Source organism: Aeromonas sp. Marseille-Q5825 (assembly GCF_946892685.1).
GTDB classification, from domain to species: Bacteria; Pseudomonadota; Gammaproteobacteria; order Enterobacterales; family Aeromonadaceae; genus Aeromonas; species Aeromonas rivipollensis.
Map to the genome: position 1 here is coordinate 680,722 of NZ_CAMPOU010000004.1, position 25,785 is coordinate 706,506.

Annotated in this window: 23 protein-coding genes and 4 tRNA genes; 11 read left to right on the top strand and 16 right to left on the bottom strand. The window is 62.4% G+C overall.

Annotation, left to right across the window (positions count from 1 at the left end):
• Positions 1 to 24 precede the first annotated feature (24 nt).
• Both OC537_RS13825 and OC537_RS13830 read right to left on the bottom strand, forming a co-directional pair.
• Positions 25 to 1,350: a PTS sugar transporter subunit IIC gene (locus OC537_RS13825; protein ID WP_262112041.1), complete on the bottom strand. Its 1,326-nt coding sequence runs from the start codon at positions 1,348 to 1,350 to the stop codon at positions 25 to 27.
• Between the two features lie 40 nt (positions 1,351 to 1,390).
• Positions 1,391 to 1,696 carry a PTS sugar transporter subunit IIB gene (locus OC537_RS13830; protein ID WP_041204936.1) on the bottom strand — a complete coding sequence of 102 codons (306 nt, stop codon included), beginning with the start codon at positions 1,694 to 1,696 and terminating at the stop codon, positions 1,391 to 1,393.
• Between the two features lie 263 nt (positions 1,697 to 1,959).
• Here OC537_RS13830 and OC537_RS13835 point away from each other — a divergent pair, with 263 nt between their 5' ends.
• Positions 1,960 to 3,252 carry a PTS sugar transporter subunit IIC gene (locus OC537_RS13835; protein WP_106885689.1) on the top strand — a complete coding sequence of 431 codons (1,293 nt, stop codon included), beginning with the start codon at positions 1,960 to 1,962 and terminating at the stop codon, positions 3,250 to 3,252.
• 131 nt (positions 3,253 to 3,383) lie between these two features.
• Here the strand turns inward: OC537_RS13835 and OC537_RS13840 are convergent, their stop codons facing one another.
• Positions 3,384 to 4,334, bottom strand: a complete 951-nt coding sequence (locus tag OC537_RS13840; RefSeq protein ID WP_106885688.1) for an AEC family transporter — start codon at positions 4,332 to 4,334, stop codon at positions 3,384 to 3,386.
• Positions 4,335 to 4,469: 135 nt separating this feature from the next.
• Here OC537_RS13840 and treR point away from each other — a divergent pair, with 135 nt between their 5' ends.
• The 4 genes from treR to OC537_RS13860 all read left to right on the top strand — a co-directional run bounded on the left by treR (position 4,470) and on the right by OC537_RS13860 (position 9,393).
• A complete protein-coding gene (treR, locus tag OC537_RS13845; protein WP_106885687.1) occupies positions 4,470 to 5,417 on the top strand; it encodes a trehalose operon repressor TreR in 948 nt (315 codons plus the stop codon).
• Positions 5,418 to 5,604: 187 nt separating this feature from the next.
• Entirely contained in the window at positions 5,605 to 7,035 is a 1,431-nt protein-coding gene (gene treB / locus OC537_RS13850) for a PTS trehalose transporter subunit IIBC (RefSeq protein ID WP_005323487.1), read from the top strand.
• Positions 7,036 to 7,117: 82 nt separating this feature from the next.
• Complete coding sequence (gene treC, locus OC537_RS13855) at positions 7,118 to 8,782, top strand: alpha,alpha-phosphotrehalase (RefSeq protein WP_262112048.1); 1,665 nt, start codon at positions 7,118 to 7,120, stop codon at positions 8,780 to 8,782.
• Positions 8,782 to 9,393 (top strand): sugar O-acetyltransferase, encoded by a 612-nt coding sequence (locus tag OC537_RS13860; protein WP_171276921.1) that lies wholly within the window; start codon positions 8,782 to 8,784, stop codon positions 9,391 to 9,393. The genes treC and OC537_RS13860 overlap by 1 nt, the downstream gene beginning before the upstream one ends.
• A gap of 126 nt (positions 9,394 to 9,519) precedes the next feature.
• On the opposite strand, the gene OC537_RS13865 is transcribed toward OC537_RS13860, so the two are convergent.
• Positions 9,520 to 9,978: an Lrp/AsnC family transcriptional regulator gene (locus OC537_RS13865; RefSeq protein WP_163137562.1), complete on the bottom strand. Its 459-nt coding sequence runs from the start codon at positions 9,976 to 9,978 to the stop codon at positions 9,520 to 9,522.
• 106 nt (positions 9,979 to 10,084) lie between these two features.
• On the opposite strand from OC537_RS13865, the gene OC537_RS13870 reads away from it, so the two are divergent.
• Together OC537_RS13870 and OC537_RS13875 are read left to right on the top strand one after the other, a co-directional pair.
• Positions 10,085 to 10,951, top strand: a complete 867-nt coding sequence (locus OC537_RS13870; protein WP_171276923.1) for an EamA family transporter — start codon at positions 10,085 to 10,087, stop codon at positions 10,949 to 10,951.
• 357 nt (positions 10,952 to 11,308) lie between these two features.
• Complete coding sequence (locus OC537_RS13875) at positions 11,309 to 11,641, top strand: hypothetical protein (protein ID WP_171276924.1); 333 nt, start codon at positions 11,309 to 11,311, stop codon at positions 11,639 to 11,641.
• A gap of 125 nt (positions 11,642 to 11,766) precedes the next feature.
• Here OC537_RS13875 and OC537_RS13880 read toward each other — a convergent pair whose 3' ends face one another.
• The 8 genes from OC537_RS13880 to plsY form a co-directional block, all read right to left on the bottom strand.
• Positions 11,767 to 12,366 (bottom strand): Yip1 family protein, encoded by a 600-nt coding sequence (locus OC537_RS13880; protein WP_106885681.1) that lies wholly within the window; start codon positions 12,364 to 12,366, stop codon positions 11,767 to 11,769.
• 238 nt (positions 12,367 to 12,604) lie between these two features.
• Positions 12,605 to 13,948 (bottom strand): potassium channel family protein, encoded by a 1,344-nt coding sequence (locus OC537_RS13885; protein ID WP_262112054.1) that lies wholly within the window; start codon positions 13,946 to 13,948, stop codon positions 12,605 to 12,607.
• 326 nt (positions 13,949 to 14,274) lie between these two features.
• Positions 14,275 to 15,279 carry an OmpA family protein gene (locus tag OC537_RS13890; RefSeq protein ID WP_111911078.1) on the bottom strand — a complete coding sequence of 335 codons (1,005 nt, stop codon included), beginning with the start codon at positions 15,277 to 15,279 and terminating at the stop codon, positions 14,275 to 14,277.
• Between the two features lie 272 nt (positions 15,280 to 15,551).
• A tRNA-Asn gene (locus OC537_RS13895) sits at positions 15,552 to 15,627 on the bottom strand.
• 8 nt (positions 15,628 to 15,635) lie between these two features.
• A tRNA-Phe gene (locus OC537_RS13900) sits at positions 15,636 to 15,711 on the bottom strand.
• A 3-nt stretch (positions 15,712 to 15,714) separates the two neighbouring features.
• A tRNA-Thr gene (locus OC537_RS13905) sits at positions 15,715 to 15,790 on the bottom strand.
• A gap of 50 nt (positions 15,791 to 15,840) precedes the next feature.
• Positions 15,841 to 15,916, bottom strand: a tRNA-Phe gene (locus OC537_RS13910).
• 47 nt (positions 15,917 to 15,963) lie between these two features.
• Entirely contained in the window at positions 15,964 to 16,626 is a 663-nt protein-coding gene (gene plsY / locus OC537_RS13915) for a glycerol-3-phosphate 1-O-acyltransferase PlsY (RefSeq protein ID WP_159392282.1), read from the bottom strand.
• 171 nt (positions 16,627 to 16,797) lie between these two features.
• Here plsY and folB point away from each other — a divergent pair, with 171 nt between their 5' ends.
• The 3 genes from folB to OC537_RS13930 all read left to right on the top strand — a co-directional run bounded on the left by folB (position 16,798) and on the right by OC537_RS13930 (position 19,810).
• The gene (folB, locus tag OC537_RS13920; protein WP_106885677.1) at positions 16,798 to 17,169 is read left to right on the top strand and encodes a dihydroneopterin aldolase; all 372 of its coding nucleotides are present in this window, start codon (positions 16,798 to 16,800) and stop codon (positions 17,167 to 17,169) included.
• 52 nt (positions 17,170 to 17,221) lie between these two features.
• Positions 17,222 to 17,740 (top strand): 2-amino-4-hydroxy-6-hydroxymethyldihydropteridine diphosphokinase, encoded by a 519-nt coding sequence (folK, locus tag OC537_RS13925; RefSeq protein WP_163154556.1) that lies wholly within the window; start codon positions 17,222 to 17,224, stop codon positions 17,738 to 17,740.
• Between the two features lie 297 nt (positions 17,741 to 18,037).
• Positions 18,038 to 19,810 carry a methyl-accepting chemotaxis protein gene (locus OC537_RS13930; RefSeq protein WP_410050480.1) on the top strand — a complete coding sequence of 591 codons (1,773 nt, stop codon included), beginning with the start codon at positions 18,038 to 18,040 and terminating at the stop codon, positions 19,808 to 19,810.
• A 63-nt stretch (positions 19,811 to 19,873) separates the two neighbouring features.
• Here OC537_RS13930 and mdtD read toward each other — a convergent pair whose 3' ends face one another.
• The 4 genes from mdtD to OC537_RS13950 all read right to left on the bottom strand — a co-directional run bounded on the left by mdtD (position 19,874) and on the right by OC537_RS13950 (position 24,745).
• A complete protein-coding gene (gene mdtD / locus OC537_RS13935; RefSeq protein WP_163148435.1) occupies positions 19,874 to 21,292 on the bottom strand; it encodes a multidrug transporter subunit MdtD in 1,419 nt (472 codons plus the stop codon).
• Between the two features lie 61 nt (positions 21,293 to 21,353).
• Entirely contained in the window at positions 21,354 to 22,481 is a 1,128-nt protein-coding gene (locus OC537_RS13940) for a CobW family GTP-binding protein (RefSeq protein WP_262112063.1), read from the bottom strand.
• Positions 22,482 to 22,604: 123 nt separating this feature from the next.
• Positions 22,605 to 24,011, bottom strand: coding sequence for a D-arabinono-1,4-lactone oxidase (locus OC537_RS13945; protein WP_262112065.1), 1,407 nt, complete (start codon positions 24,009 to 24,011; stop codon positions 22,605 to 22,607).
• Positions 24,012 to 24,127: 116 nt separating this feature from the next.
• The gene (locus OC537_RS13950; RefSeq protein WP_262112068.1) at positions 24,128 to 24,745 is read right to left on the bottom strand and encodes a LysE family transporter; all 618 of its coding nucleotides are present in this window, start codon (positions 24,743 to 24,745) and stop codon (positions 24,128 to 24,130) included.
• A gap of 76 nt (positions 24,746 to 24,821) precedes the next feature.
• Here OC537_RS13950 and OC537_RS13955 point away from each other — a divergent pair, with 76 nt between their 5' ends.
• Entirely contained in the window at positions 24,822 to 25,730 is a 909-nt protein-coding gene (locus tag OC537_RS13955) for a LysR family transcriptional regulator (RefSeq protein WP_262112070.1), read from the top strand.
• Positions 25,731 to 25,785 lie beyond the last annotated feature (55 nt).

Below are 25,785 nucleotides of genomic sequence, written 5' to 3' on the forward strand. Positions count from 1 at the left end.
CCGCCAGGCGGCCCCGGCAGGCAATCAACGGGTGGCGGCGGCCAGCTCCGGCGTTTTCGGACTCTCTTCCTGCTCTTCCTGTTTGAGCAGGGTGCGCTCATAGGCTTTCAGGAAGGGGTAATACATGGCAGCGGCGGAGCACATGCAGAGCAGGCTCAGCACCATGGGGCTGATGGCCCAGTTGGCAGCCCAGGAGGCGCCGATGGGGCCAGGGGTGGTCCAGGGAGTGAGAGAGACAACCCGCTCCACCAGACCTATATCCAGGGCAAACCAGGCCAGAGTGGCGTTGATCATGGGCACCAGGATGAAAGGCAGGAAGAACACCGGATTCATCACTATGGGCGCACCGAACAGGATGGGTTCGTTGATGTTGAACAGGCCAGGTACCACGCCCATCTTGCCGATGGATCTCAGGTGGGCGGCCTTGCTGCGCAGCAGCAGGAAGGCCAGCGGCAGGGTGGAGCCGACGCCACCGATCAACAGGTAGTGATCCCAGAAGCCCTGCAGGAAGATGTGGGGCAGCGCCTCACCCGCCGCCATGGCGGCCTGGTTGTTGGCCAGATTGGCCATCCAGAACGGGTTCATGATGCCGGTGACAATCAGGGCACCGTGGATCCCCGCGAACCAGAGCACCTGGCATACCAGCACCGCCAGCAACATGGCAGGCAGGGAATCGGAGGCAGCCACCAGCGGCTTGACCAGAGACATGATGGCCTCCGGCAGTATCATGCCGGTGGTGCTCTCCAGGATCAGGTTGAGCGGGTGCAGGGTCAGGATGATCACCAGCACCGGGACCAGCACCTCGAAGGAGCGGGCGACCCCCGTCGGGACCTGGGGCGGCAACTTGATGGTGATGTTGTTGCGCTTGAGGAAGGCATAGACCTCGGCCGCATAGATGGCGGTGATCAGGGCCGTGAAGATCCCCTGGCCGGAGAAATACTGCATGGAGATGGCACCATCCTTGACGGGGGCGGCCACCAGCATGAAGGACATCAGGCAGAGCAGGCCTGTGGTGACGGGGTCCAGACCGTTCTGCCGCGCCAGGCTGGCACCAATTCCCACCGAGATGAACAGGGTCATCAGCCCCATGCTCAACTGGAACGGCAGCAGCAACTGGGACTGATAGGTCGACGAGAAGTCGAGCCAGGCACGGGCAAATCCCCATTGGGTCTGGGGCGAGAAGGGGGGGAAGATGAACACCAGCATGAAGCTGCCGACGATCATGAAGGGCAAGGCGGCGATGAAGCCGTCACGGATCGCCTGCACGTATTTCTGCTGGCCGATCCGGCCGGCCAGCGGGCTGACCCGGTTCTCTATGGTACTGACAAAGTGCTCGTAAAGGGTGTTCATGAAGGTTTCCTTGTGACATTCACTGGTTGGGGTCTGCGCATCAGCCGATCAGGGTGAGGGCGTGGTCGAGGACCTTGTCACCCCGTTGCATGCCGTAATCCATCATGTTGATGGTGTCGACAGGCACGCCATGAGCCGCCGCTCGCTGCTGCAGTTCGGCCTGCATGTATTTGACCTGGGGCCCCAGCAGCACCACCTGGTAGTGGGGCATCTGCAGATCGAACTCTGCCGCACCGAAGGCCTGTATCTCGGCGTCCAATCCCCGCTTGTCCGCCTCCTCTTTCATCTTCTTGACCAGCAGGCTGGTGGACATGCCGGAAGAGCAGCACAACATGATTTTTTTCATTTCCCGATTCTCCAGACGTTCATAACGGATGGCGCATTCTGGATCGAATGGATTTACCTTGGAAACCGGTTTCCAAAGTAAATCCATTGATGTGTGAGAAGGATCGGCTTTTTCCGGTTCAAGGGGTCGGGAAGTGTGAGCGAGGTAATGAAATGGCAAAATGGTCGCGGATATTACGGAAACAAAACCACAAAGCCGTCAAAATGGCGTCCAAGCCCCGTGATGACAAGGGGTATCAGGATGACAAGGAACCGAATAACGTGATGAATCTGCAATGGATGGCAATGCTGGTCGGCATGATAGAGCAGCGCATGGTACCGTTTGCCAACTGGCTGACCCGCAGTCGCCATGTGCTCTCCTTGCGCGATGGTTTTCAGCTGGCCATGCCCTTCGTCATCGTCGGCAGCCTGCTGGTCCCTATCCTCTATCCTCCCATAGCCCCCGACACGCCGCACGCCTTCGGACAGTGGCTGCACTGGCTGGCGCGGGCGCTGCATCCTTTCCTGTTTCCCGTCTACTCCCACACCCTGGGGTTGGTGGCGCTGATCATCGCCTTCGGGGCGGCGTCCAGCCTCGCCAAGGCATACGAAATGCCGGAGCGCCTGTGCGGCCTGGGGGGCTGCATGGCCTTCCTGATGCTGATCGACTTTCGCTCGCTGCAACCCGGGGTGTTTGGCTATCTGGGGGGAGCCGGGATCTTCACGGCCCTGCTGATGGCGTTCTACTCGGTGGAGGTGACCCGGTTCTTCTATCGCCGGGGCTGGTACATCCAGATGCCGGACGAGGTGCCGGTGATGACGAGGCGGGGCTTTCAGCTGATAGTGCCGCTGCTGTTCATCATGCTGTCGCTGAGCCTGTTGCGGCTCTGGTTGAAGCAGCAGTTCGGGATCAGTCTGCCGGACTTCATGGCCGCCCTGTTCCGGCCCCTGATCGTGGGGGCCGACACCCTGCCCGCCCTGCTGATCACCCTGCTGATCGCCCATCTGCTCTGGTTCATGGGGATCCACGGCGCCCTGATAGTGACCGGATTGCTGTCACCCTTCTGGATGGCCGGGGTGAGCGCCAACCAGGCCGCGCTGATGGCGGGAGAGCCCCTGCCCCATATTTTCCTGCAAGGGTTCTGGGACTACTACCTGTTGATCGGGGGGATTGGGACTACCTTGCCACTGGTGTTCATGGCCATGCGCAGTCGCTCTCACTCGATTCAGTCGGTGGGCAAGCTGGGTTTCATACCCTCGATGTTCAACATCAATGAGCCGCTGCTGTTCGGTTTTCCCATCATCATGAATCCGCTGTTCTTCCTGCCCTTCATCGGCGTCCCCCTGATCAACGCCGTACTCGCCTGGCAGCTGACCCAGTGGGGGTTTCTCGACAAGTTCATCGCCCTGCTGCCCTGGTCAATGCCCTCTCCTCTCGGTGCCGCCTGGGCGGCCAACGGCAGTTGGAGCAATGGCCTGATGAGCCTGGTCTGCATCCTCAACAGCTATGTGCTCTACCGCCCCTTCTTCCTGGCCCATGAAAAAATGGTGCTGGAGCAGGAGCGTGAACGCAGCTGAGAGCCGGGGCTCGAGCGATAGGCTGTTCAACCCCCAGGCCAGTGGTGGCGAGCGAACTCAGGGGGATGGTGGCAATGAGGCTCGCAGCCAATGTGCACCCCATGGCCGGGCCGTCACATGGCGACAGTGTCTTACCCCATCAACCCCAGATAGTTCATCAGGGCCGCCCCCAGGCTGGTGGTGACGAGCGAACCCAGGGTGGTGGTGGCGATGATGTTCGCCGCCAGGGCGCTGTCGCCCCCCATGGCGCGGGTCATCACATAGCTGGCGGCGGCGGTGGGGGTGGAGCTGATGAGGAAGAGGATGCCGAGGGCCTGGGGACTGAAACCGAGCGCCCAGGCCCCCAGCACCAGCAGCACCGGAATGCAGAACAGGCGGTTGGCGGTGGCCCAGCCGGTCAGCATGGCGCCACCGCGCAGGGCCTTGAGGTTGAGGCTGGCGCCGGTGCAGAGCAGCGCCAGCGGCAGCGTCATGCTGGCGAAGTAGTTGCCCGTGGTGATCACCAGCTGGGGCAGCTCTATGCCAAGCAGGCCGAACGGCAGGGCCGCCAGTATGGCGATGATGAGGGGGTTTCTGACGATCCCCTTGAGGATGGGTTTGATCCCTTTTCCGCCCCCCAGGCTGCGGGTCAGGGTGATCACCGCCAGGATGTTGTAGAGCACAGTGATGGAGCCCACCAGCAGGGCGGCGGCCCCTATGCCCTCGGGGCCGTAGGCGTTCTGCACATAGGCCAGCCCCATGATCCCCATGTTGCCGCGAAAGCTGCCCTGCACGAAGATGCCGCGCAGACGCCGCTCGGGGATGAAGCGGGCAGCCAGCAGCTCGAGCACCAGGAAACCGGCCAAAGTGCCGAGCAGGCCGTAGAGGATGAGCCAGGGGCTCGGCATGGTGGAAAAGTCGGTGCGCACCATGCTGAGGAACAGCAAGGCAGGCAAGGTGACCTGAAACACCAGTCGGGAGGCGGACTCGACGAAACTGTCGGGCAAGAGACCGAGCCGCTTGAGCCAGATCCCGAGCACCAGTACCAGGCAGATGGGGCCAGTGATGGAGAGGGAGAAGTGCAGACTTGCCAACAGATCCATGATGCGCGTCCTGTGCAATGGCGGGGGAGTCGCCTGGGCAAATTGGCATTCTAACGCCATGGGCTTGTATTCACAGGACTTAATCACAACAATGTCTGCATCCCGGTTGTCGCCCTCCCCTGTCACGGATCCCCCATGGAAAAGAAACTGACCATCCTCGATATCGCCCGCCTGAGCGGGGTCGGCAAGTCGACCGTCTCCCGGGTGCTCAATCAGGATCCCAAGGTCAACGCCCAGACCAGAGCCAGGGTCGAGGCGGTGATCGCCCAGCACGACTTCGTGCCGAGCAAGTCGGCCCGGGCCATGCGCAGCCAGAGCCAGCAGGTGATAGGCATAGTGGTGTCACGCCTCGACTCCAGCTCGGAAAACCAGGCGGTGCGCGGCATGCTGGAGACCCTCTACGCCCGCGGCTACGACGCCGTGCTGATGGAGAGCAAGTTCTCCCCCGCCAAGGTGAGCGAACACCTGGCCGTGCTGGAGCGGCGCGGGGTGGACGGCATCATTCTGTTTGCCTTCAACGATCTGGACTACGCCGCCATGGCGCCGCTCAAGGAGAAGCTGGTGCTGATGGTGCGCGAGCACCCCGGGTTCTCCTCCGTTTGTTACGATGACGAGGGTGCGGTGCGAGCCGTGCTCGAGCACCTCAGGGGGCTGGGGATAGACCAGGTGGCCTATCTGGGGGTCGAGCGCAGCGATCTCACCACTGGCCTGCGCCGTCACCAGGCCTATCTCGACTACTGCGAGGCGCTGGGCCGCACGCCCCACAGCGCCCTCGGGGATCTCAGCCTGCACAGCGGCTACCGGCTGGCGGCCGAGCTGGTCACCCCCAGCACCCAGGCGCTGGTCTGTGCCAGCGACACCCTGGCCATAGGCGCCGCCAAATACCTGCAGGAGCAGGGGCGCACCGACATCCTGGTCAGTGGCCTCGGCAGCAACCCCATGCTTACCTTCCTGTTTGCCAACGCCCTCAATCTGGATTTCGGCTACAAGGATGCCGGCATTCTGGCCGCCAGACAGCTGCTAGACCAGATTGAAGAGGGCCAGGCCCCCAGAGCCACCATAGCCCCCTGTCAGCCCCTGTAGTCTATCTTTTCCTCTCATTACCGGCGTTTTGCACTTTTTGTGACCACCGCCACGAATTGGGAACGTTCCCATTGCTGATGAAGGCCGCTGGCTTCATGCTGATTGGGAACGATACCAATAAGCGGGCGGTCATTGGCCAGCCGGCAAAGAAACGACCATTATTCATCGAGTCACAGAGGGAAGGCTCATGTCAAAAGTCAACACACAGCATCTGGCACAGCTGATCGAACGGATCGGCGGCAAGGACAACATCACCACAGTCAGCCACTGCCTGACCCGGCTCAGGTTCGTGCTGGCCGATCCGGCCAAGGCCGATCCCAAGGCCATCGAGACCATACCGGCGGTGAAGGGCAGCTTCACCCAGGGCGGTCAGTTCCAGGTGGTGATCGGCAACGAGGTGGATCAGTGGTACAAGGCGCTCACCGAGGAGATAGGGGTGAGCGGCGCCAGCAAGGATGCCGCCAAGCAGGCGGCCCGCCACAACATGAATCCGCTGGAGCGCGGCATCTCCCACCTGGCGGAGATCTTCGTGCCCCTGCTGCCCGCCATCATCACCGGCGGCCTGATCCTGGGCTTTCGCAACGTCATCGGCGACATCAAGATGTTCGACGACGGGACCCATACCCTGGTGGAGATCAGCCAGTTCTGGGCCCAGGTGCACGCCTTCCTCTGGCTGCTGGGTGAGGCCATCTTCCACTTCCTGCCGGTAGGCGTCTGCTGGTCTGCGGTGAAGAAGATGGGGGGATCCGAGATCCTCGGCATAGTGCTGGGTATCACCCTCGTTTCGCCGCAACTGATGAACGCCTACGGCATAGGTCAGCAAACCCCGGAAGTGTGGGACTTCGGCCTCTTCGTCATCCAGAAGGTGGGCTATCAGGCCCAGGTCATTCCGGCCCTGCTGGCGGGTGTCTTCCTCGCCTGGGTGGAAACCAGCCTCAAGCGCATCATTCCGGCCTACCTCTACCTGGTGATAGTGCCCTTCATCTCCCTGCTGCTGGCGGTGATAGTGGCCCACGCCTTCATCGGCCCCTTCGGTCGCTGGATTGGTGAGGGCGTCGGCTTTGCCGCCAAGGCCGCCATGACAGGGTCCTTTGCCCCCATAGGCGCCGCCCTGTTCGGCTTCCTCTATGCGCCCCTGGTCATCACCGGCATCCACCACACCACCAACGCTGTGGATCTGCAGCTGATGCAGAGCATGGGTGGCACCCCCATCTGGCCGCTGATCGCGCTCTCCAATATCGCCCAGGCCTCGGCGGTCGTCGGTATCATCCTTATCAGCCGCAAGGAGAACGAACGGGAGATCTCGGTCCCGGCCGCCATCTCCGCCTACCTGGGCGTGACCGAGCCGGCCATGTACGGCATCAACCTCAAGTACAAGTTCCCCATGCTGTGCGCCATGGTGGGATCCAGCCTCGCGGCCCTCATCTGCGGCTTCAGCGGCGTGATGGCCAACGGCATCGGGGTGGGCGGCCTGCCGGGCATCCTCTCCATCCAGCCCCAGTACTGGGCCATCTACGCCGTCGCCATGCTGGTGGCCATAGTGGTGCCCGTGGTGCTGACCCTGCTGGTCTACAAACGCCAGCAGGCGGCCGGCAAGCTGGATCTGGCCACCGCCTGATCCCCAAGACATCGGCGGAGCCCAGGCTCCGCCCTTTTTATTGGCCTGTTCAACCCAGTTTCAACCAATGAGCGATCCAACCATGACACAGACACCCTGGTGGCAAAGCGCCGTGATTTACCAGATCTACCCCAAGAGCTTTCAGGATTCCGCCGCCCGCGGAACCGGCGATCTCAAGGGGATCATGGCCCGCCTCGACTACCTCAAGACCCTAGGTGTCGATGCCCTCTGGCTGACCCCGGTCTACGTCTCCCCCCAGGTGGACAACGGCTACGACATCGCCGACTACCTGGCCATAGACCCGGCCTACGGCACCATGGCCGACTTCGAAGCCCTGCTGGCGGCCGCCCACGGGCGCGACATCCGCATAGTGATGGACATAGTGGTCAACCACACCTCCACCGAGCACGCCTGGTTCAAGTCGGCGCTGGGGGACAAGAACAGCCCCTACCGCGACTACTACATCTGGAAAGATCCGGTGGAAGGCGGCGTGCCCAACAACTGGCAGTCCAAGTTTGGCGGCAGCGCCTGGGAGCTGGACCCGGCCACCGGCCAGTACTATCTACACCTGTTCGCCCGCGAGCAGGCGGATCTCAACTGGGAAAACCCGGCGGTTCGCGCCGAGGTCAAAAAGATCATCCACTTCTGGGCGAAGAAGGGGGTCGACGGTTTCCGGCTCGACGTCATCAACCTCATCTCCAAGGATCAGCGCTTCCCGAGCGACGAGGTGGGGGATGGCCGCCGCTTCTACACCGACGGGCCGCGCATCCACGAATTCCTGCAGGATGTGAGCCGCGACGTCTTCGCCCCGGTGGGGGCCATGACGGTGGGGGAGATGTCCTCCACCAGTCTCGAGCACTGCCAGCGCTATGGTGCGCTGGACGGGTCGGAACTCTCCATGGTGTTCAACTTCCACCACCTCAAGGTGGATTACCCCAACGGCGACAAGTGGACCAAGGCGCCGTTCGATTTCCTCGAACTCAAGCGCATCTTCAACCACTGGCAGAGCGGCATGCACGGCAAGGGGTGGTCGGCGCTGTTCTGGTGCAACCACGACCAGCCACGCATCGTCTCCCGCTTCGGCGACGAGGGTGAACATCGGGTGGTGGCCGCCAAGATGCTGGCCAGCACCTTGCACGGGTTGCAGGGCACCCCCTACATCTATCAGGGGGAGGAGATCGGCATGACCAACCCGGGTTATCAGCGCATCGATGACTATCAGGATGTGGAGAGCCGCAACATCTTCGCCATCAAGCAAGCCGAAGGGATGGAGGATGCCGAGATCCTCGCCATTCTCGGCGCCAAGTCCCGGGACAACTCCCGCACCCCCATGCAGTGGAGCGCCGCCCCCAACGCCGGTTTCACCCAAGGGACGCCCTGGCTCAGGCCCGCTGCCAATTACCCCGAGATCAACGCCGAGGCGGCACTGGCCGACCAGAACTCGGTGTTCTGGCACTACCGGGATCTGATCCGGCTGCGCAAGGATCATCCCATCTTCACGCAAGGGGATTATCAGGAGCTGCTGGCGGGGCACGCCCGGATCTGGGCTTATGCCCGCCGCGCCAATGGCCAGACCCTGCTGGTGGTGAGCAACTTCTACGGTGAGCCGGTGGAGTTTGCCCTGCCTGCCGAGCTGGCCAATGGAGAGGGTCGCCTGCTGCTTGGCAACTACCCCGACAGCCCGGCCCGCCCGCAATCCTGCAAGCTGCGCCCTTATGAATCCCTGATCTGGCTGATGGAACAATGATGACTGAGACAATCACAGCGCCGCAGGCAGCCAAGCGCTGCCCCGAATGGCAGAAGATGGTGGCGGGAGAGCCCTATGATGCGGGCCACCCCGAGCTCAAAGCGGCACGCGAGCGCTGCCGCAGCCTCTATCACAGCTTCAACACCAACTGGCAGGAGAAGCCGGAGCGGGATGCCCTGCTCCATGATCTGCTCGGCGGCCGAGGCGATCTGTGCGCCATCAACCCGCCATTCTTCTGCGACTATGGCGCCAACATCTTCGTGGGGGAGAACTTCTACGCCAACGTCAACTGCACCATCCTCGACGTGTGCGAGGTGCACATTGGTGACAACGTGCTGCTGGCCCCCGGGGTGCAGATCTACACAGCCGCCCATCCGGTGGCGGTAGCGCCCCGGGTGGCGGGGGTCGAGTTCGGCAAGCCGGTGCGCATCGGCAACAACGTCTGGATAGGGGGCAGCACCGTCATCTGCCCGGGTGTCACCATAGGGGACAACAGCGTCATAGGGGCGGGATCCGTGGTCACCAGGGATATTCCGGCGGGGGTGGTCGCGGTCGGCAACCCTTGTCGGGTGTTGCGCCCCATGACGGCGCAGGAGCTGGCGGAGATCTGACACGACCGGGGCAGCTAATGCTGCCCCGGCTTGTACTCGGCCCTGTGGCCAAGACCTGCAAACCACTCTTGTTCACGACAGCCTGCCAATGGTGTGCAGGCACGACCCCGCAACGAATTCCCCACCTCAGGCTGGCAACAAGGCCCCGCAGCGCTTGTGCTGCCCCATGACTACCAGGGTCTTGAAGCTGCGCACCTGCTCCCTGGCATGCAGCACCCGCCGGGTGAACTGCTCGTAGCTCTGCATGTCCCGCGCGGCCACCTGCAGCACGAAGTCCTGCTCACCCGTCACATACCAGAGGTCCATGACCTCAGGCTCCCCCTTCAGGCAGGCAATCATCTCATCGACGATACGGCCATGATCCCGCTCCAGGGTGACGAGCACCAGCATGGTGATAGGCCAGCCCATGGTCGCCGGTGCCACCAGCGCCACCTCCCGCTCTATAAGTCCCGCCTCCCGCAGCGCCCGGACACGGCGGTAACAGGCGGGAGCGGAGAGGCCGACCCTGTGGGCCAGCTCGGGAATGGGCAGACGGGCATCCTGCTGCAGCTCGGCGAGGATGAGCAGATCGAACTTGTCGGTCATGGGGGATAAAGAGATAAAAATTATCGAGTGGGGCCAGTTTTAGACCGAAATTACGGCTATCGCCAGATATATTTTACTTCCCCTTCCCTGCTCAGGTTTGAACAAGATGCCACCGACCACCACAGCCCTCTCCTCTCTGCTGGCGGTCATGCTCGCCATGCTGTCGATTACCCTGGGCGCCTCCCTGGCCAAGTCGCTGTTTCCCTTGATCGGGGCAGCCGGCACTACCTTGTTCCGGCTGGGGTGTGCCGCCCTCCTCCTCTCCCTGGTGTTTAGAGTCTGGCGAGCGCCACTCGACAGACGCACCCTGCTGGGGGCCATCCCTTACGGACTCTCGCTGGGAGCCATGAACCTGCTCTTCTATCTGGCCATAGAGCGCATTCCCCTCGGCGTGGCGCTGGCCATCGAGTTCATAGGTCCACTGACGGTGGCGCTGATCAGTTCCCGCCACCGGGAAGACTTCATCTGGCTGGCGCTGGCCATCGTCGGTCTGCTGTTGCTGCTGCCGCTGCGGGCCGCCGAGCAGGCCATAGATCCCCTGGGGGCCGCATTGGCCCTCGGTGCCGGCGTGTTCTGGGGGCTCTATATGCTGACCGGCAAGCGGGCCGGTGCCTTGCTGGGGGCGCAGGCCCCGGCCCTTGGCATGTGGGTGGGAACCCTGCTGGTACTGCCCTTCGGCCTCGGCGGGGCGAGCGAGGCCAGCTTCACCCTCCCCCTGGTGCTGACCATAGCGGGGGTGGGGCTGCTTTCGAGTGCCATCCCCTACTCCCTCGAGATGTTTGCCCTGCGCCGGTTGCCGCTCAAGAGCTACGGCATACTGACCAGCGGTGAGCCCGCCATGGGCGCCCTGATGGGGTTGCTGTTGCTGGGAGAGCAACTGCCCCCGTCCCAGTGGCTGGGAATAGCCGCCATCATAACCGCTTCGATGGGCACCACCTGGCATGGGGGACGACGGCGCGCCGACCCGGCGTGATCCCCTCAACTGAGACGGCGACCGGCCTCATTACGGCAACAGTCCTGCTGGCCGCTGGCGGGAGCAGTTCCGACGCTGGCGGCCCGGGATGGCGACTCCTCACATCTTGTTCATGTTTTTTGAATATCTAGACCAGTTTATCTCGCTAACAACCGAGCGATGACCTGTTTACCATGCATTCATCGCTTAGGCAGGATCGCCAAGTGGCCAAATAACAAGTTGTTCCAGGCTGGGATACCCAAAACAGGGTGTCTGATGTCAGTAAAAGAACTACATAGTATTTGAATAACCTCTTGCAAGGATGCATTGATGCGGGCCTCTCCGGCCTTGCCAATGACATAAAAATCAAGAGAGTGAATGAACATGAAAAACCTAATCAAGATGCTGGCCGTCGCAGGCCTGATGACTGCCGGTGTTGCCCAGGCTTCGGTTCCTGCCGATTTCAATGCCGCCCCTGGCGTATTGTTCGTGAACTGGCACGCCAGCTCGACCATGGCTGGCAAGGCCAACCCCATGCTGGAGGTACGCGACGAGTCTGGTGATCTGGTGGCCTCAGTCCACGCCAACCTGATGGGCACCCAGCAGGTGCAGATCCCGAGCCGCACCCAGGGCAACCTGACAGTGAGCCTGGGGGACCAGAGCAGCGACTACCGCATCCCCTTTGGCATCGGCAGCGGCAACCCGCGCTGATCCCGGCCTCGCGACCAACGCTTTCACTCCGTCCGGTTGCCACAACCCGGCCAGAAAGCGTGAGTGAGCCCCATGACAAAGGCGCCATAGAGGCGCCCTTGTCGTTTCTGCCGACTCGTCAGCGGCTAATGGGTAAACACGGGGCCAAAGCCGGATCCCCACAGAATGGCCGTGGCTGCCAGCACGCAGACCAGTAGCACCAGACCGACGGTGACCACCGAGCTGGCGTAGATGAACCCCTGCTCCTTGGGGATGTGCATCAGAATAGGCACCCCCACATAGAGCAGGTACACCGAGTAGCTGAGCCCGATGAGACCGATGATCATCATGAACCAGAGGTGCGGGAAGAAGGCGGAGAAACCGACCATGAACAGCGGCGTGGAGGTGTAGGCCGCGAGCTCTAGCGACGTCGTGTAGCTGGGATCCGAACCGAAGGTATGGCCCATCCAGTGCACCAGATAGGAGAGCGCGAGAACGCCGATGATGAGCGTCACGTACATGGCGATCGACAGCATGAGGGCGCTGTTCGCGGTCAGGGTGATGGGCTCACCGACGCCAATGCTCCAACCTATGTGCACGGCGGAATAATAGGCACAGATGGGCGGGATAAGGGCCACGATCAGGATATGAGTCAGACTGTTTCGGAAACTGTCATGTCTCTCGTCTATGGTATGCCATTCGGTGTGAGGATGCGCATACAATCCCCATAAGTGATTCAATATCATAGCGTTATTCCTTCTCTGCTTCGATTGTGGACTGGTCGATACCGCTCTCGCTCCCTTGTTTTTTTCTCGTGCAACATTCGGTGCGCCATCCATCGCAAGCGCGACCCATGACTCTAAATAAAGTCGCTCCACTGCCGGTGCGTCAAGGAAGAACGCCATCCCCGCCGTGCTGGCGGGTTCTGGCGGTTGGCCAGTCCCTGGCGGCGGGGCAAGTGGTGCACCGCCGCCAGCGCTATCGTCAATACTGCTTGGTCTTTGAAGCAAAGCCGGCGAGGAAGAGGCCGGTCAGAAACATGCCGCAGAACGCCTCTATGGCCGACAACAACTGGAGGGGAGAGGAAGTCTGGGAGATATCGCCGTAACCCAGGGTCACGAAGGTCACTATGCTGAAGTAGAGGGAGCGCCCCAGGTGGCCATGGGTCACGGACTCCGGCGCCAGGAAGTAGGTCAGGGTCGCCAGCAATATGACCCCCATCGACATTAGCAGGCTTCTTATCGGCCGCTCGCCAAATCCCCAGGTAATGAAGCTGACAAACTTGCTGGCGCACTTGAGGTAGCACAGCAGGGAGAGCCACCCCTTAGTCATCAGGCCGCTGCGCAGCCAGCGCTCCCTGAACAGCTCCCTCGGGCTTGCCAGGGATTTCATCTCGTGCAGCTTCTCCTTGTAATAGCATTCACCGGCATCGACGGTGTCACCCACGCTGGAGAAGATGCGTTTGGCATTGCGGTACAGCTTGCTGGCCTCGTTGTGATCGATCCGGCCATTCTCGTTGTAGACCACCTGCACCTTGTCCAGATTGGTGTGCTCCATGGTGGCATCGAAGTTCTTGGCACTGACGTTGAAGTTTTTCAGCACGGCCCGGGAGGAGTGAAAGCGGATCTCCTCGCACTCTATGGTGAAGTCCTGAAACACCCCGTCCTCCAGCGCCAGCTCCCGCTTCTTGGCCCAGGCCCTGTGATCCCACAGCAGGGAATCGAACAGATCGAGCCCGATCACCCCGCCGTTCAAGCGAACCCCCTTGGCCGAGCAGTGCCACAGATAGACCTTGGAGTTGTTGACGGCGCCATCCAGCGAGAGCTCGTCGAGGCAGGTGAAGTCCAGCAGACGGCCGGAGATGATGGGGCTCTTGAGCTCGACGCCGCCGATGTTGAGCAGCCGATGCTTGCCCAGCACCTGGGCCTCCCCCTTGTTGTTCTCGGAGACGGAGAGCAGGCTCTGCACCCGCTTCACCTCTGCTTTGCCGTGCCTGGCGGCCAGCCACATGGCATAGGGCTCGAAGCGCGTCTCGGAGCGGACGAGGCCGCTCTTGCGCAGGGACTCCAGCGCGCTCGAGGCGGTCTCATAGAGCCTTATCTTGTCGTCGCTCATGTAGACGCAGAGGCTGAGCACGGATCGCGAGCTGATGAAGCGGGCTATGCCGATCTGGAAGATGACGCTTTTCTCTATTTTCTGCTCTGTCATCCAGTCGTCGAAATGGGGCAGCGAGGCCACCAGCAACTCCCAGATCAATGGATAGTCATTCTCCCGTCGCCACTCGTTGAATTGTTCGGGAGACAGCTGCCACAGCTCAGTCGCATTCATAGATTACCTCGATCATGGATTTGTCCCTCCCAGGAGTGCCGAGGGAGAGGATCAGGAGCCTACACGCCCAAAGAGAGATGCCAGTTCGCAGGAAAACGGGGGCACAGGCCGGTCACGCCATCATACTAGCCGAGAGGATGGCTGTAACTCACTGACAGGGAAGGTATAAGGGGCGGGGTGCGACAAGCTGCCGCGGGGCTGAAGAGGGAACAGGCACCAGGATCGCCCTGCCAGGCGGCTTCGCCCATCCGGGAAGCGAGAGGCTTGGACAAGCAAGAGGGGATGCCATGGCATCCCCTCTTCACATCAGCTGAGCTGACGTCAGCTTATTGCTGTACTTCCTGCACGCCGGAGACGCGGACTTCGACACGGCGATCCGGTGCCAGGCAGGAGATCAGCTCGTTCTTGCCCTTGACGCCGTCACACTGGGTGCCGGTGACAGGGTCGGCTTCACCGCGGCCCTCGATGGCGATCTTGCTGGTGGCCAGGCCCTGGCTCACCAGGAAGTCGGCCACGGTACGGGCACGGGCTTCGGAGAGCTGCTGGTTCTGGGCATCGGAACCTATACGGTCGGTGTAACCAACGACGATGGCGCTGCCATCCTTCGGCTGGAATTCAACGATCTGCTGGTACAGACCGCTCAGGGCTTCCACACCTTCCGGCTTCAGATCTGCCTTGCCAAAGGCAAACAGCACGTCGGAGTTCAGGGAAAAGTTCTTCTCGACAACCACAGGGGCCGCTTCTGCCACTACAGGAGCAGCTACAGGCTCAACGTAGGAGGTACGGAACGGGTGATATACGGCTTCCAGCGTCGCTACGCTCTGGTTGGATTTGTACTGCTCACCGGTAGAGGTGGTCAGATCGGCCACGTCCCACATGTAGCGGTAGCGCGCCTGCAGATCCAGGGCATCGTTCAGCTTGTAGGTCAGGCCGACGCCAGCCAGCGGAGAGACGCGGGTGTCGCTGTTGTCCAGGCCGTCGGTATGGGCCCAGTAGGCACCCGCTTCACCGAACAGGGAGAAATCTTCGCCAAGGGGCAGACGGGCGATACCGGACAGGGTCGCGCCCTGGTTCTCGTAACGCTCACCATCGGCACTACCACGGCCAGCGTACTGGTAACCCAGTTCGGCACCGAAGGTCTCGTTGAAGTTGTAACCCATGAAGAGGTTGGTCGCGGCGGCATCTTCAGTGCCGGTTTCGACGGCAGCGTTGTTCAGGCCGTTGAAGTGAGCGGCACCGACACCGGCACCAAAGTAGATGTCGTCGGTAGCGTGAGCTGCTGTGGTTGCCAATGCCAGTGCAATCCAGACAGGGGTCAGTCTTAAGTTCATTTATAGCCTCATCAATACTAAATGGCGGGCGTTAGGCCCTTGTTATATGTGGTCTCCATTTTATAGGTGAAATCATGTACAGGACCTTAAGCGCAGGCTATTTACCGCCCATTTTACTGCTTGTTTTTCATGCACTTCTCGGCTTTCAACAGAAAAACGTTTTCACTCGATAGCGGGTTTTCCATGCCCTGAAATACGGGAGCCTGAGGAGCCATGGGATTATCGAGCACATAAAAAAAGACCCTTGTCTTGCGACAAGGGTCTTTTTGAAATGGCTCCTCCTACTGGACTTGAACCAGTGACATACGGATTAACAGTCCGCCGTTCTACCGACTGAACTAAGGAGGAATTGTAAGTGGTGCCCAGAGACGGAATCGAACCGCCGACACGGGGATTTTCAATCCCCTGCTCTACCGACTGAGCTATCTGGGCAAATGGTGCCGGCTACCGGAATCGAACTGGTGACCTACTGATTACAAGTCAGTTGCTCTACCTACTGAGCTAAGCCGGCACACTTAAACTATTGTGCATGAACAAATTTTTCTTTCATGGCACCAAAATTGGTGCCCAGAGACGGAATCGAACCGCCGACACGGGGATTTTCAATCCCCTGCTCTACCGACTGAGCTATCTGGGCGTGGGCGCTATTAAACGGATTTTAAGGCGGGTGGTCAACGGGAAATTTCACTTTTCGTCTCGTTCGTCTCTTTTTTGCGCAGCATCACTCGTTTTAATCACTTCTGTGGGAGAAGCCGCGCCTCGGCGGCCCCAGAGTCGAGATTCCTCACCCCTGAGCAGGCGGGTGATGTTCTCGTGATGGCGCACCAGGATGAGACAGGAGAGCAGGGAGACCGGCAGGGTATATTCCGGTTTGAGCAGGTAGGTAAAGAGCGGGGTCAGCAGCACTGTAATGATGGAAGCCAGCGACGAGTAGCCGCTCACCAGCAGCACCAGCAGCCAGGTGGCGATCGCCGCCCCCCCCATGGCAAAGCCGATGGGCAGCATGGTGCCGAGCGCAGTGGCGACTCCCTTGCCCCCCCGGAAGTGGAAGAAGATGGGGTACATGTGGCCCAGACAGGCAGCGACGCCGATGAACCCCAGGTAGACGGGCTTAATCTGCAGATACCAGGCGAGGTAGACGGGAGCCATGCCCTTGAGCACGTCGAGCAACAGGACGATGAGCGCCGCCATCCGGCCACCGAGGCGCAGCACATTGGTCGCCCCCGGGTTGTGGGAACCATGGTCGCGGGGATCCGGCAGACCCGTGAGGCGGGAAACCAGCACGGCGCTGGACAGCGAGCCGCCCAGATAGGCCAGAATAATCATCAAAATCGTCAGGGCCGTCATCTTGGTCGTTTTTACCACGATATGAATGGGGTATGATGCGGGCCACATTCTCTGGTCTGGGCTTGCCCGAAAGCCTGTCGCCCAAACCGGCCGCCAGCGGCAATCGGCTTGCCAGGCCTGCATCCCTGCGCTGTTTTCACAGCCCATCAAGAGTAAAGAAGAAGTACTGTCATGGACAAGGTGTTTATTCGCGGACTCGAGGTTTTGACCACCATAGGGGTATATGAGTGGGAGAAAGGCATTCGCCAGAAGCTCTGTTTCGATCTCGAGATGGGATTCGACAACCGACCCGCCGCCGCAACCGACGATATCAATCTGGCACTGGATTACGCCACCCTCTCCCGCAAGATCTGTGATCACGCCCAGAGCAAGGTCGTCGAGCTGGTCGAAACCATGGCCGAGCAGGTGGCCGCCCTGGTGCTGGCCGACGAGCGGGTGCAGTGGGTCAAGGTCACCCTGACCAAGCCGGGTGCCGTGCCCAATGCCGCCGGCGTCGGGGTCGAGATCCTGCGCCACCGGACCCCGGCCGCGAGCGCCTGCTGATGACCCGCATCTATATCAGCCTGGGATCGAACCAGATAACAGGGAGCGCTGCATGACCCGTATCTACATCAGCCTGGGTTCCAATATCGAGCGGGAGCATCACATCCGTGCCGGCCTCGATGCCCTGCATGCCGAGTTTGGCGAGTTGCAGGTTTCCCGGGTGTTCGAGAGCGAGGCGGTAGGCTTCAACGGCCGCCCCTTCTATAACCTGGTAGTCGGCGCCGACACCGACTTGCCCCTAGCAACCCTGTGCCAGCGGCTGCGGGCCATGGAGTTCGCCCACGGCCGCGAGCCGGATGCCAAGAAGTTTGCCCCCCGCACCCTGGATCTCGATCTGCTGCTCTACGGCGATCTGGTCTGCGACGAGCCTCTGGTACTGCCCCGTGGCGAGATCCTCACCAACGCCTTCGTGCTCTGGCCGCTGGCGGAGCTGGCCCCCGGCCTGCGCCATCCCACCGATGGCCGCACCCTGGGCGAGCTGTGGCAAGGCTATGACAAGGCCTCCCAGCGCCTCGACCCCATCCCCTTCCACTGGACGCCGAGCGGCATCCTGGCCGATATCCAGGCCTGATCCACGCCAGCATGGGCGCCCGGGCGGTTTCCTCCGCCCGGGCGCCCTCGCCCTCCCTCACTAGCTCCGCCTCAGGTCAGGGGCAACGCCAGACTATTTCGCTACATGACAGTGGGATGACAGAACCCATCGAATCCCAAACGCGAAACCGGCGGAATAAAATGCTAAAGCCACCTTCAGAATATATCTTCAGCGCCGATACGCTAGCCAACTCCTTTGCCCCTTGAGGTCGTCGTGAACGTCAAACAGAAACTTGTGTTATCCGCCATCCTGGTGGCCGGGATCCAGGCCGTCGTCATGGGGGTCATGTTTTACTTCTCCGGGCAGGAGTCGCGCAGCAACGCCGAAATGCTGCAGGCCAAGCAGGTGGAGGCCGACCTCGTCGCCCTCACCCTGCAGGAGAGAGAGTTTCTGTTGAGCCGGGACCCCGCCGCCGCCACCGCCTTCACCACCCAGAGTGACCAGGCCAGCCGCCTGCTCGCCGAGATGGCAAGAGACCATGGGGGCACGCAGCAGGCCGACATACTGGGCTTTGCCACCCAGCTCAAGGAGTACAGCCGCCAGTTCGAGACCCTGCGCGCCCAACAGGAGAAGATAGGGCTCACCCCCACCAGCGGCCATTACGGCGCCCTGCGTCAGGCCATCCACGCACTGGAACAGGAGCTCAAGGCCCGGGGCCAGCAACAGGAGAGCCTGCTGATGCTGCAACTGCGCCGGGATGAGAAGGACTTCATGCTGCGCCGCGACATCGGCTATCGTGCCAAGTTCGAACAGAACCTGGCTCCCCTGGCCGAGGCGCTCGCCGGTGAACCGGCCCTCACCGCCCTGCTGGAACGTTACCGCCAGAACTTCCTCGCCCTGGTCACAGAAGAGCAACACCTGGGTCTGAGTGCCAACGAGGGGCTGAGGGGCGAGCTCAATCGCAGCGCCGAGCAGATGCGCCAGGCGGGCATGACCCTGACCCAGGCCCTGACTCGGGAAGCCGACGCCACCCATGAACGCACCCTCAGGGTCATGGTACTGCTCTGCCTCCTCGGCATACTGGCCGCCCTCGGCCTCAACCTGCTGATCGGCCGCGACGTCATGACCGGCCTGCAACGGCTGGCGGACACCATGCGTCGGGTCACCGCCAGCAGCGACCTGACCCTGCGCGCCCGCATCGGCTCCAGGGACGAATTTGGCGCCATGGGCCGCGACTTCGACACCATGCTGGAGCACTTCAACCAGGTCATAGGCCAGGTCGTCTCCTCGGTCACGGATCTGGAACGCCTCACAGCCCAATTGCAGCGCAACGCCAACGCCGCTCAGGAGGGTACCCAGCAGCAGTTGCAGGAGAGCGATCTGGTTGCCACCGCCGCCACAGAGATGGAGAGCACTGTGCAGGAGATCGCCAGCAACACTGAGAGCGCCGCCGAGAGCGCCCGTACCACCAACCTGAGCGCCCAGCAGGGCCGGGAGAGGGTGGAGACCACGATGGCGGTGATCCATTCCCTCTCCGCCAAGCTGGAGGCCTCGGGCAAGGAGGTGATCGCCCTGGCCGAGGAGAGCCGTCAGGTGGGCAATGTGCTGGAGGTGATCCAGGCCATCGCCGAGCAGACCAACCTGCTGGCCCTCAACGCAGCCATCGAGGCCGCCAGAGCCGGCGAGCAGGGACGAGGCTTCGCCGTGGTCGCCGACGAGGTGCGCAACCTGGCCATGCGCACCCAGCAGAGCACCAGCGAGATTGCCGCCATAGTCTCCGGCTTGCAGGCCCGGACCCAGAGCGTGGTCACCCTGATCGGCGAGTGTCGCACCCAGGGGGAACGCAGCGTCGAGGCCGCCGGAGAGGCAAGCACCCAGCTCGCCAACATCACCCGTCAGATGGACCAGATGATGGACATGAGCACCCAGATAGCCACGGCGGTCGAAGAGCAGAGCTCGGTGGCGAGCGAGATCAATCGCAATGCCGTGGTGATCCGCGACATCGCCAACGACGCCCTGACCCAGGCCGAGCAGAACAGCCGCGCCAGCCAGAACGTGGCCGAGCAGGCGAGCCTGCTCCACCGGGCGGTCGATCAGTTCAGGGTCTGATCCCCCAATGAGAGAGGGCGGCCAGGGCCGCCCTCTTTTTTTGCCTCGCCACCCGCGTGGCCATCAGACCGGACCTTGGCGCCGACCCTCCTTCACATTATCTCTGGCAAGCTGGGCGAAGATCAGCGCCGCCAGCATGGACATCAGACCTATGCACAGATAGGTGAGGTGGAAGCCACCTAGCCAGCGTTCGCTCGCCTGTGCCGGCTGGCCGGCGGAGAAGAGCCCGAGCAGGCTGGCGGCGATGGCTACCCCCAGGCTCATGGAGAGCTGCATCACCACCGACAGCAGGCCGTTGCCGCTGCTGGCGTGCTCGGCACTCAAATCTTGCAGGGTCAGCGTATTCATGGCGGAGAACTGCAGTGAGTTGATGGCACCGAAGACCGCCAGCCAGACCAGCAGTACCCAGTGCGGCACCTGGTTGTCGATGAAGTAGAAGCTGGCGATCATCACCCCCAGCGCCAGGGTATTGCCGATCAGGATGCGACGATAGCCGATGCGCGGGATCAGCTTGTTCACTAGCGTCTTGGTCAGCATGGCGCCGATCACAGTGGGGATCATGGTCATGCCCGCCTTGCTCGGCGAGAAGCCCAGCCCCAGTTGCAGGAAGAGCGGCGTGAGGAAGGGCATGGCGCCGCTGCCGAGGCGGGCGAACAGGTTGCCCCAGATGCCGATGGCGAAGGTAGTGGTCTTGAACAGCGCCAGGCTGAAGAGCGGCTGCGCCACTGTGGCGGCATAGAGCCAGTAGCTCGCCATGGCGGCCAGACCGAACAGCAACGCAAACAGCGCCCAGCCGGTGGAGATGCTGTGCTCCCCCAGCCCCTGCAAGCCCACCGACACCAGCACCATGCCGACGCTGAACAGCACGAATCCCTGCCAGTCAAACCTGGCGGTGTGCTGGCGCAGGTCCGGCATGAAGTACCAGCTGGCGATGAAGCCGAGCACGCCCACCGGCAGGTTGATGAGGAAGACCCAGTGCCAGCTCGCCACCTCCACCAGCCAGCCCCCGAGCGCCGGGCCCATGAGGGGCCCCAGCAGACCAGGGATGGTGACGAAGGACATCACCCGCAACAGCTCATGCTTGCTGTAGACCCGCAGCACAGCCAGGCGCCCTATGGGCATCAGCAGGGCCCCGCCCACCCCTTGCAGCACCCGGGCGGCGACCAGCATGGGCAGGGTATTGGCGGCCGCACAGGCCAGGGAGCCCAGGGTAAACAGCAGTATGGCGGCCAGGTAGACGCGGCGGGTGCCGAACCTGTCCGCCAGCCAGCCGGAGGCGGGAATGAGCAGGGCCACCGTCAGCATGTAGGCGATGATCACCGACTGCATCTGCAGCGGGCTCTCCCCCAGGGCCTCTGCCATGCTGGGCAGGGCGGTGTTGAGTATGGTGCCATCCAGCGTCTGCATGAAGAAGCCGACCGCGGTCAGCCAGGGTAGCCACTTGCGTTGGGCGGGGGTCACCAGGTGAGTGCTATCAGGCATGAGTCTTTGTCTCCTCAACAGATAAGAAAAGACCCGCACGGGCGCGGGTCATATCAGCATATCAGGCATCCGGCTGGCCGAGCATGGCTCTGAGCTGCTCTTCCAGACTGGGCTCCGGGGCCTTGAGCGTATCAAGGAACAACCGCTCTATTCCCGCCTTGTCCTGGCTCTTCACGATGAAGACCAGCCGGGACTGGGCCTTGCCCTCGGGCCACTCCCCCAGGGCCTGCAACGGATAGAGCTGGCCGTGCACCCCGTGGATCACCACGGGCTGGCTCTCGCCCTCCAGCTGCAAGATCCCCTTGAGGCGCAGCAGGGCGTCGCCATACTGGGCCTGCACCGCATCGATGGCGGCCAGCAGGCGGGACGGCTTGAGCGGCTCGCCGATGCGCAGGGAGAAGCTCTCTATGTTGCCATGCTCGAAATGGGTCGGCGCGGCCGTGCCTACCTTGGCGGCGAACGGCTGCATCTTCGGCTGCATGGGAGATGCCAGCCCCTGTCGGGGTGACTCGGTGCGCAGCCAGGCCAGCAGTTGGCGCACGTCGCGCCCCGCCGCCTCGTTGTAGGCGCCGAGCTTCTCCAGCACAACGGGTGAGAGCACGCCATTGCTGACCCGCTGGATGGGGGCCGCCGGGTTGAGGGATGCCAACTGGCTTTCGACCCGCATCAGGGTCTCTTCCTCCACCAGATCCCCCTTGCTCACCACCAGCAGATCCGCCAGCGCCACCTGTTTCACCGCTTCATACTGAGCCGCCAGCTGCTGTTCGATATGACCGGCATCCACCACTGTCACTGTGCCATCGAAGCGGTAGCGCTGGGCGATGAAGCCCTCTTCCTTCAGGGTAAAGAGCACGGGCGCGGGATCCGCCAGGCCAGTGGTCTCGATGATGAGTCGCTTGAACGGCTTAATTTTCCGTTGAATGGCCTTCATAAAGAGCCCCTGCAGCGCCTCCACCAGAGAGCCCTGCACCGAGCAACAGATGCAGCCGGAATCGAGCAGCACCACCTGCTCGTCCACCTGCTGCACCAGGTGATGATCCAGCCCCACAGAGCCGAACTCGTTGATGAGCACGGCGCACTCGCCGAGCTCCGGCTGCTTGACCCAGTGGTTGAGCAAGGTGGTCTTGCCGCTGCCGAGGAAGCCGGTCAGCAGGGTCACGGGAATTCTGGTGTCTTGTGGGTCTGTCATGTCACATCCTTAGCGCCTGTCGTCATGGGGCTTGAAGAGGCTATCTCTTCCCCTCATCCCCAACCCTTCTCCCACCAGGGGAGAAGGGCGCAAAAAATATCGCCCCTTTCCAAGAGGCCATCCTCACCGGTTGGCGAACAGCTCGCCGAGCCAGCGGTTCTCGAAGCGGCCATGGGGGTCGAGCTCGCGCTTCAAGGCCAGGAAGTCGTGCCAGCGCGGCAGCAGGGCCGGGAAGTCGTAGAGATCCATCGCCAGGTGCTTGCCAAAATGCGGCGTACCACCGAGCGGCACCAGCAGTTGCTGCAGCTCGCGCATCTGCTCCATGGAGCCGCCCACGAAGGTGCCGTCCGCCGCCAGATAGACCAGGAACCCTATCCAGCACACCGACTTGCCATAGGCGGCGCTGAGCCAGGCCTCGGAGGGGCCGGTGCAGCGCAATATGAAGGGGTAATGCAGCGCTCCCGGGTTGCGCTCCTGCCAGTGCTGCAGAATTTCGAGGGCCTCCTGCATGCGCTCGAGGGGCACCGCCACCTCGCAGTTGATCTGGGGCGCCGGTATCCCCTTGCAGAGGATCTGGTAGACGTTGCCCACCAGGTCAGAGGCGTCCTTGAAACGGCGCACCGTCTCGAAATGCTCCCCGGCCCGCGCCTCGTCCTTGGTGTCCCGCGCCATCTTCTGCAGGGTGGCGTCTATGGTGTCATTGAGAGCGGCGTTCATGGCGCCGTCAACGCCCTCCTCCAGCAGCAGTGGCTCGCTGCCTCCGGCGCGGTAGCGGACCACCTCCTCCTCGGAGGCGGGATCCACCAGCCAGATATGGCTCTCGCCGGTCCAGGCGAACCACCAGCTCTTCACGAAGCCGTGTTCGCGGTTGAGCCGCTCATTGTGTTCCAGCAGGAAGGGGTAGTCGGTGGTGAACTTGGCGCAGCGCATGATGCGGTTTGGCACAGTGCGAAGGCGCACGTCGAGCAGCACACCGAGCATGCCCATGCCCATCACGAAGGCGCCGAAGCGCGGATCGGCGCGATCCACCTGGATAATATCCCCATTGGCCAGCATCACCGTCAGGGCCTCCACCGCATCGCACAGGGAGGACTGGTGCAGCCCCTGGCCGTGGGTGCCTGTGCTGAGCGCGCCCCCCAGGGTCTGGATGCCGATGACACCGGGGGATGCAGGCAGCATCCTATCCATGGCGATGAGATCCCCATAGACGGTATCGAGGGGCGTGCCCGCCTGGTAGGTGACGGTATCGGCGGTTTTCGCCAGCTGGCCGCGCAGATGGTGCAAATCCACCAGCAGCGCCTGACTGCCCTCGGCATAGACGCTGTGAATGGGTTCGAAGGAGAGGCCGGAGCCGATCAGCCGCAGCTTGCGCGCCGGGTATTCACGCAGCAGCGCCTGCAGCTCGTCGCGATTCTTCGGGCGCCACACCTGATCCAGGGCACCGAGGGGGTTGGTCCTGGACCAGTTGAACAGCACCTCCCGATTGCCAATCGCCTTGATGCTGTGAAATGCCTGGAACCTGACCGTCATACCGCGCCTCATCTGACTTCTAAATGAGCGGCAATTCTACCGAAAAGCGAGCGCCAAGGCATGAAAAACAAGCCCCTACAGTCGAGGGTAGATAAGGGGGACCAGCCCCCTTCCCCTCAGCGTGATTGCTGGGTCAGTGCCAGCAGCATGCCGAATCCCACCAGCAGACAGCCAAACACCCGGTCGATCCAGTGGCGCACCGCCAGCAGACGAGCCCGCACCGACTCGCTGGAGAAGAAGAGCGCCACGGCGCTGAACCAGAGGGCGTGGGCCAGCACTATGAAGGCGCCGTAGCCGAGCTGAACCGCCAGCGGCGTCTGCGGCTGCACCACCTGCATGAAGAGGCTGACGATGAAGATGGTGGTCTTGGGGTTGAGCACATTGGTCAGAAACCCGGTACGCAGTGCCCCCAGGCTGGAGAGGGCTGGCTGACTGGCCATCTCTTCACCGGTCGCGGGCTGGGCCCGCAGCATCTTGATGCCGAGGAAGATGAGGTAGGCCGCCCCCGCCAGCTTGATGAGGTTGAACAGCCAGAGGGACTGCTGGATCAGCAGGCCCACCCCCAGCAGGGTGTAACTCACGTGGATGCAGACCCCGGCCGCTATGCCGAGCGCCGTCAGCACGCCGGTGCGACGGGAGAGCAGCAGGCTGTTGCGCGACACCATGGCGAAATCGGGGCCCGGGCTGATGACGGCAAAGAAGGTAATGGCGACGACGGCTAACAGTTCGGTCATGAAAATAGTCCTGATCACATGGGATATCGGCTATTTTATTTGGCAATAACCCCAATGACGAACGATAACTTCTGACATGAACGGTGAGAAAAATTCACAGAAAAGCCTGTCGCTGCCCTCCCTCACGGCCCTGCGCTGCTTCGAGGTGGCGGCCCGCACCGAACACTTCGGTCGCGCCGCCGACGAGCTGCACCTCACCCATGGCGCCATCAGCCGGGCGGTGCGCCTGCTGGAGGAAGATCTGGGCGTCAGGCTGTTCGAGCGGCGCCAGCGCAGGGTCTTCCTGACCGAGGCGGGCGACCGGCTCTATCAGGCGGTCAGGGAGGGGCTGGGCCAGATCCGGGAGACGGCCCAGGCGCTGCGCCAGCAGAGCCGCCCCCAGTCGCTGGTGCTCTCCTGCGAGCCCACCCTGCTGATGCGCTGGCTGATCCCGCGCTGGCCCGCCTTTCAGGCTCTGCACCCCGAGCTGGACGTGCATCTGATGGCGGGGGGCGGCGCCCTCAGCTTTGGCAGCGGCATCGATCTCGCCATCCGGCGCAATGACTTCGACTGGCCCGAGGATCTGCACAGCCAGCTGCTGTTCGAGGAGCTGACCGGGCCTGTCTGCCAGCCGGGCAAGGTGGCGCAGTTTTTCGAGCCGCGAGGGGAAGAATCCGCCCTGCGTCCCTCGGCCCCCCGCCTGCACACCAAGACGCGCCCGGATGCCTGGTCACGCTGGCAGGAGAATGCAGGGCAACCCCTGAATGACGAGGCACCGACCCAGACCTTCGAACACTTCTACTTCAGCCTGCAGGCAGCCGTGGCGGGCCTTGGCGTCGCCATAGGCCCCTGCCGGCTGGTGTGTGACGACCTGGAGGCTGGGCTACTGGCAGCCCCGCTCGGCTTCGTTCCTGATGGCACCGGCTACCACCTGCTCGCCCCCGCCAGACCCGAGCCCGGCAGCGCCCACGAGAAACTGGCAAACTGGTTGCACAGCCTGAGCTGAGCGCTCACTGCACCTCCCCGCACGGCAGTGTTGACCTAGGGGGCTCACGACAGCC